The sequence below is a fragment of the Streptomyces sp. 150FB genome, from assembly GCF_000818195.1.
Taxonomy (GTDB): domain Bacteria; phylum Actinomycetota; class Actinomycetes; order Streptomycetales; family Streptomycetaceae; genus Streptomyces.
The window spans coordinates 1,721,490-1,727,930 of sequence record NZ_JTHL01000001.1 but is presented as its reverse complement, the minus strand read 5'-3'; the positions used below and the strand labels follow the sequence as shown (position 1 = coordinate 1,727,930).

At 71.1% G+C, this 6,441-nt stretch carries 5 protein-coding genes and 1 pseudogene; 4 read left to right on the top strand and 2 right to left on the bottom strand.

Features of this window, described 5'->3' with window-relative positions:
• The coding region (locus QR77_RS07040; RefSeq protein WP_150130551.1) for a phosphatase PAP2 family protein at window positions 1-688 on the bottom strand (688 nt) is incomplete at its 3' end.
• A gap of 426 nt (window positions 689-1,114) precedes the next feature.
• On the opposite strand from QR77_RS07040, the gene QR77_RS07035 reads away from it, so the two are divergent.
• Both QR77_RS07035 and QR77_RS07030 read left to right on the top strand, forming a co-directional pair.
• Complete coding sequence (locus QR77_RS07035; RefSeq protein WP_078877759.1) at window positions 1,115-2,881, top strand: MFS transporter; 1,767 nt, start codon at window positions 1,115-1,117, stop codon at window positions 2,879-2,881.
• Window positions 2,882-2,967: 86 nt separating this feature from the next.
• Complete coding sequence (locus QR77_RS07030; RefSeq protein WP_040020338.1) at window positions 2,968-4,173, top strand: acyl-CoA dehydrogenase family protein; 1,206 nt, start codon at window positions 2,968-2,970, stop codon at window positions 4,171-4,173.
• 9 nt (window positions 4,174-4,182) lie between these two features.
• Here the strand turns inward: QR77_RS07030 and QR77_RS07025 are convergent, their stop codons facing one another.
• Entirely contained in the window at window positions 4,183-4,617 is a 435-nt protein-coding gene (locus QR77_RS07025) for a cell division protein SepF (protein WP_040020337.1), read from the bottom strand.
• A 336-nt stretch (window positions 4,618-4,953) separates the two neighbouring features.
• Between QR77_RS07025 and QR77_RS48360 the strand changes: the two are divergent.
• Both QR77_RS48360 and QR77_RS07015 read left to right on the top strand, forming a co-directional pair.
• Window positions 4,954-5,355 (top strand): annotated as a pseudogene (locus tag QR77_RS48360) (hypothetical protein); the annotation flags it as partial.
• Between the two features lie 287 nt (window positions 5,356-5,642).
• Window positions 5,643-6,441 (top strand): LLM class flavin-dependent oxidoreductase (locus QR77_RS07015; protein WP_040020335.1); only part of this gene is annotated, 799 nt, incomplete at its 3' end.

Below are 6,441 nucleotides of genomic sequence, written 5' to 3'. Positions count from 1 at the left end.
CCGTGCGGCCGATCAGCGGCTCGGTCCAGGGCAGTCCCAGCAGGATCAGCAGCCCCGCCGCCCAGCCCAGCAGCACGTCGCTGAGCCAGTGCGTACCCAGATAGACGGTGGTCGCGCCGACCCCCAGGGCCAGCGCCGACGACAGGATCGACAGATAGCGCCGCGCGCGCGGGGTGGTGGCCAGATAGGCCAGGATTCCCCAGGTCACCACGGCGTTCGCGGTGTGCCCGGAGGGAAATATATCGCCGCCGGCGAAGAGTTCGGCCGAGCCGATCTGCGTCGCGTAGTGGGGGCCGAGCCGGCCCAGACCGAGTTTGACCGCTCCGACCGTGACGTTGAGCAGCAGCAGAGCCATGCCGAGGGTGATCAGCGGACGCAGCGTGTGCTGCCGCCAGGAACGCCAGCCCAGCCAGGCGGCGATCATGATCGCCGTGGGGCCGCGCTGCCCGAGCACCACGAAGTAGTCGAGGAAAGCGTGCAGGCCCGGCCACTGCTGGTAGGGCCGGAACAGCATGACTTTCCAGTCGAGGTTCACCAGCCAGGTCGAGTCGAGCACGGCCACGACGATGGCGAGATAGAACGCCAACGTTCCGCCGAAGAGAGTCATCCGGGTGCGGCTCATCCCGGGGATCTCTATCTTCGGCGGTTCCGGCTCCCGGTCCAGTCGGGCGAAGATGTCGGTACGCACCTAATCGACGTTACAGCGAGTTAGCGACCTGTCTCGTCGTTCCGGTCTCTTTGTGATGACGATGTGATGTGGACTACGTCTCGGGTCACGGCTTATTCAAGGCGGTTCCCGAAATCCAAGTGACCTTGTGCTCTATTCACAGGTACGACGCACAGGGAAGCGTCTTTGTCCGGGAACGGAATTCGTTCACCGTGAGGTGGTCCGGAATTTCCCTGGCGCTTGTGCGGGCGTCGTCTGCCGCCTAGCACACGCGGTGTGGTACACGCCACACCGATCGGGTGGAACCGTACGAGACATGCGCCACGTACGCCCGGCGCGGACTCGCGTACGCTGACGGCTCACTCGCCCGTCGATGCCGGGCCGCACCGTGGGAATACCGCTCCCCGCTGGTCCGCCGAGCGCGAGGAACGCATGGGAGGTACGCGGATGTCGGGCACCACGGCCATGACGCGGCTGCGCGCGGCCGGTACCGCGGGTACCGGTGCAGGCGCCAACCGCTGGGTCGTGCTTGTCGTCCTGTGCGTCAGCCTGCTGCTGGTCGCGCTCGACGCGACCGTGCTGCATGTCGCCGTCCCCGCCGTCACCGCCGACCTGGCCCCCAGCGGGGTCGAGCTGCTCTGGATCGTCGACGCCTACCCGCTGGTCTGCGCCTCGCTGCTGATCCTTTTCGGCACGCTCGGCGACCGGGTGGGGCGCCGCAAGGTGCTGCTTCTCGGGTACGGGCTCTTCGGCATCGCCTCGGCGATCGCCGCCTTCGCCGGCTCGCCAGAGGTCCTGATCGGCGCGCGCGCCCTGCTCGGGATCGGCGGGGCGATGGTCATGCCGGCGACCCTGTCGATACTGCGTGACGTCTTCCCGGACCGGCGCGAACGCGCCATGGCCATCGGTGTCTGGTCTGCGGTCGCCGCCGTCGGCGCCGCCGTGGGCCCCGTACTCGGCGGCTTCATGGTCGAGCACTTCTGGTGGGGCTCGGTCTTCTTGATCAACATCCCGCTGCTCGCCGTGATCCTGCCGCTAGGCCGCCTGCTGCTGCCCGAGTCCAAGGGGAGCGCCGACGGTCCCTGGGACGTGCTCGGCGCGCTCACGGCCGCCGCCGGGGTCCTGGGGGTGGTCTTCGGGGTGAAGCGGCTCGGCGCCGACGAGGCGCCGTTCGGCCCGGCGACCCTGGCCCCGCTCTGCATCGGCGCCGCGCTGCTGGTCCTCTTCGTCCGCAGGCAGCGGCGCAGGGCCCAGCCGCTGATCGACGTGACGATGTTCGCCAGGCCCGCCTTCTCCACCTCGGTGGGCTGCATCGTCCTCGCCATGCTGGCCCTGGTCGGCCTTGAGCTGATCGCCGTCCAGTACCTCCAGCTCGTGCTGGGGCTCAGTCCGCTGGCGACGGGGCTGCGGCTGCTCCCGCTGACCTTCGCCGCGATGGCCGCCGGTGCCACGGGGTCGTTCACGCTGCGCCGGATCGGTCCGCGCCGGATGGTGGCGTGGGGCTTCACGCTCACCGCTGCCGCCGTGCTGCTGCTGATCCTGATGGGGCTGCACGACCGGCCTGCCCTGCTGACGACGGGCTTCGTCATGCTCGGCTTCGGCCTCCAGACCACGCTGTTCGGCGCGTACGAGTCGATGCTCAGCGAGTCCCCGGCCGACCAGGCGGGCGGCGCGGCCGCCATCGGCGAGACGTCGTACCAGCTCGGCGCCGGTATGGGGATCGCCCTGCTCGGCAGCGTGATGAACGCGTCGTACGCGCCCCGGCTGGCGTCGGTGAAGGGTGTGCCCGCCCCGGCGGGCAAGGCGGCGGCCAACTCGCTGGGCGAGGCGTATCAGGTGGCGCACCGGCTCGGCGGTCCTGCCGGGGCCGCCCTGCGCAGAGCGGCGCGCGACTCGTACGTCCACGGTCTTCATGTGACGCTGCTGGTCAGCGCCGGTCTGCTGCTGCTCGGCGCGCTGGCCGCGCTGAAGCTGCCCCGGGTCATGGACTGCCCCGCGCCCGCTTCGGAGTCCGCGTCAGGGCCCGAGCCGGTGGCGGCCGGGGAGCCCGTACGGCCGCACAAGCCGCCGGAGAAGCGCCCGCCCCGGCCGCGTACCCCGGCGGACGTCCACGAACCGGTCGATGTGGCCAGGCTCAGGGAGGGCGCGCGGGGTGCCGTACCGGCGAGCCGCGGCTCGGTGGAGCGGGCCGGGTCTGGACGGACGGCACACTGAGCCGTAACGTCGTACCGAGCCGTAACTACCACCGCTAGTTTTAGTTCGCGCACCTCACCCCTGTGCGAACCGCCGGAGGCCCCCTCATGTCAGCACCGTCAGCCGCGAAGCGCCCGCCCTTCGACCCCGGCGACCCGCTCGGCATCGACGACCTGCTCGACCCCGAGGACCTGGCGATCAGGGACACCGTCCGCACCTGGGCCACCGACCGGGTGCTGCCGCACATCGCCGAGTGGTACGAGCGCGGCGAGCTTCCCGCCGTCCGCGAGCTGGCCCGCGAACTCGGCGCCCTCGGCGCGCTCGGCATGTCCCTGACCGGGTACGGCTGCGCGGGCGCGACCGCCGTCCAGTACGGGCTCGCCTGTCTGGAGCTGGAGGCGGCCGACTCCGGCATCCGCTCCCTCGTCTCCGTACAGGGCTCACTCGCCATGTACGCGATCCACCGCTTCGGCTCCGAGGAGCAGAAGCAGCGGTGGCTGCCGGGGATGGCCGCCGGCGAGACCATCGGCTGCTTCGGCCTCACCGAGCCCGACCACGGCTCCGACCCGGCGGGACTGCGCACCTACGCCAAGCGAGACGGCACCGACTGGATCATCAACGGGCGCAAGATGTGGATCACCAACGGCTCGGTGGCGGGAGTCGCCGTCGTCTGGGCGCAGACCACCGACACCCCCGACGGGATCCGCGGCTTCCTCGTCCCCGCCGGCACCCCCGGCTTCTCGGCCCCGGAAATCACCCATAAGTGGTCACTGCGCGCCTCGGTCACCAGCGAACTGGTCCTCGACGACGTACGGCTGCCCGCCGACGCCGTACTCCCCGAAGTGACGGGGCTGCGCGGGCCCCTGAGCTGTCTGAGCCACGCCCGCTACGGGATCGTGTGGGGCTCGATGGGCGCGGCGCGCGCCAGTTTCGAGTCGGCGCTCGGGTACGCGAAGACCCGCGAGCAGTTCGGCCGGCCGATCGGCGGTTTCCAGCTCACCCAGGCGAAACTCGCCGACATGGCCCTCGAACTCCACAAGGGCATCCTGCTCGCGCACCACCTCGGCCGCCGTATGGACGCGGGGAGCATCCGGCCCGAGCAGATCAGCTTCGGCAAGCTCAACAACGTACGGGAGGCCATCGAGATCTGCCGTACCTCGCGCACCATCCTCGGCGCGAACGGGATCTCGCTGGAGTATCCGGTGATGCGGCACGCGACGAACCTCGAATCGGTGCTCACCTACGAGGGCACCGTCGAGATGCATCAGCTCGTGCTCGGCAAGGCGCTCACCGGGCTTGACGCCTTCCGGTGAGCACCCTGCTCAGCTCTGGTTGAAGAAGCCGTCCTGGGCGCGGCCGGCGGGGTCGCCGGTGACGATCTCGGTGTCACCGGGGGTCAGCAGGAAGACCCGGGTGGCGACACGGTCGATCGAGCCGCGCAGTCCGAAGATCAGCCCGGCGGCGAAGTCCACGACGCGCTTGGCGTCGGCGGGCTCCATGGAGGTGAGGTTGAGGATGACGGGGACGCCTTCCCGGAACAGCTCGCCGATGCCCCGCGCGTCCCGGAAGCTCTCCGGGGTGACGGTGGCGATCCGGCGGTCCTGCCCGGGAGCAGGCTGGTCGGCGATCCGCACCCGCGGGTCGGTCTTCCAGTTGTCCGCGCTCTGCGTACCCTCGGCGTACTCGTCGTCGTAGTACCGCTCGTCGTTGTCCTCAACGAGGCCCAGCCAGGCACTCGCCTTGCGCACCGATCCCATGGACGCCTCCTTTCACCGCGGTCACTTGTGGTTCCGCTTCCCTATCGTCGTCCATAACGCGGATTCTGCGCCAAGGGGATAGCCACCGTGTAGGCGATTCGTGACGGTACTGGTGCAGAAGATGTGGCGGTTCGTCAAGGTTCTTCCTGTGTACGGGGGCTAACCCCATCCAAAATATGAAATTCCGGCCAGACGGGTGATGCTGGGGACGTACGGGTGAACGCGCCACTCCATACGATCTGTTCCACACGGACGAACGACTCCGGGGCGGGCGTCGTGTTCGGGACGGTCGGGCCATGCGTCCACCGACTCACCGGCGGCCTCAGGGCAGAGTGGATGGCCCATCTGTGCGGGCCGTACCTGGCACTTCGCTCCGACCACGGTCTGTTCTCCCGGATTGTCACCGACGACGACGGCTGATCGTCCCGGTCCTGACGGAGGCTCAGGCCGGGCGCACCACCGATCAGCGCCGTACAGCAGGTCCCTGCCCACTGCGCGGCACGCGAACCGCGCCGGTCGGCAGAGGAGATGCCCACCGAGGCGGCCGGCCGGCTCTTCGGACGGCTCGCGCGACTCCTGGACGCCGTGGAGGAGAGGGAAGCTGACGCCGCGTCGGGTGCGTGGAACCCTCTCACGGCGACCGGCACCCCGCTGCCGGAGGCCGGGCGGCTCGCCGACGACGCCGTGCACGGCATCGGACCGGCGCCGCGGGCCCCAGAGTTCGCCGACGGCCGACTGGCGCCCTGGGACGGGCGGTTCACAGTGTGGACAGGACTGACGCCGGGCCGTGCACACGCCGTAGCCTCAAACACGGATACGGATCGTGCCGACGGGCCCGGTCCGTCCGTGTTCCGCGAAGGCACGTCCCGTCTTCCCCGTGTCCGATCCGCGCATCCACGGAACCTCTCCAGGCCCGCGCCCCGGCCTCGCCGCTCCCGTTTCCGGTCATGTGCGCGGCCGATGACCGTACGCGGTCCGGCGCCTGATCCGGAGCCCGACCCCATACGAAGAAAAGAGGGCCCGCCATGCCCGCAGCTCTCCGACCTCTCCATCTGGCCGCCGAGATCGGCGGCCCGCCGCCCCGCGGCGTCCGGCACGACGCCGCCGGGTACGCCGAACTCGCCCGGCTCGCCGAGCGCGGCCACCTCGACTTCATCACCCTCGGTGACACCCCGGGCCGCCCGGGGCCCGACGCGCTCGCCGTACTGTCCGGGGTCGTCCCCGCCACCCGGCGCATCGGTCTCGTGCCGGCCGTCGACGCCGGGTGTTTCCGGGTCCCCGAGGCCGTGGCCGTGCTGGACCGGGCGACCGGCGGCCGGGCCGGCTGGCTGGCCGGCGGTCCCTCGGCGGAGCACGCAACCGACGATCCCGGCGGTCCGGCCGCCGCGCGGGACCGGTCCCAGGGGCGTCCGGTCACCGTGATCGACGCGACCCGTGAGCAGGACAGGGAGGCCGCGGCCCGCTACGCGGATGTCGCACTCATCGGTGTCGGCGGACCCGAGGAGGCGGCGGCGATCCGCGAGCTGTTGTGCGAGCGGGCCGCCGCCCATGGGCGCGCCCCCGGCACCCTGCGGGTGCTCGCCGCGCTCACCGTCGGCCTCAGCGGCGGCGAACGATCCGGATCGGCGGGGGGCGCGGGCGGCGGGGGACAGGTGGAGGCCCCGGAAATCCCGGGAGCCGTGGCCCCGCTCTACCGTGGCGGCCCCGTCGACCTGGCCGAGCTGATCACCACCTGGCACAGGACCGGCGCCGTGGACGGCTTCCACCTCACCCCCGCCGAGCCGCCGCGCGATCTCGAACGGCTCGTGAACGGGACCGTCGCCC

Coding starts and splice junctions, on each gene's coding strand:
- QR77_RS07035 (WP_078877759.1), top strand. CDS start 1,115: ATGTCGGGCACCACGGCCATGACGCGGCTGCGCGCGGCCGGTACCGCG.
- QR77_RS07025 (WP_040020337.1), bottom strand. CDS start 4,617: ATGGGATCGGTGCGCAAGGCGAGTGCCTGGCTGGGCCTCGTTGAGGAC.
- QR77_RS07030 (WP_040020338.1), top strand. CDS start 2,968: ATGTCAGCACCGTCAGCCGCGAAGCGCCCGCCCTTCGACCCCGGCGAC.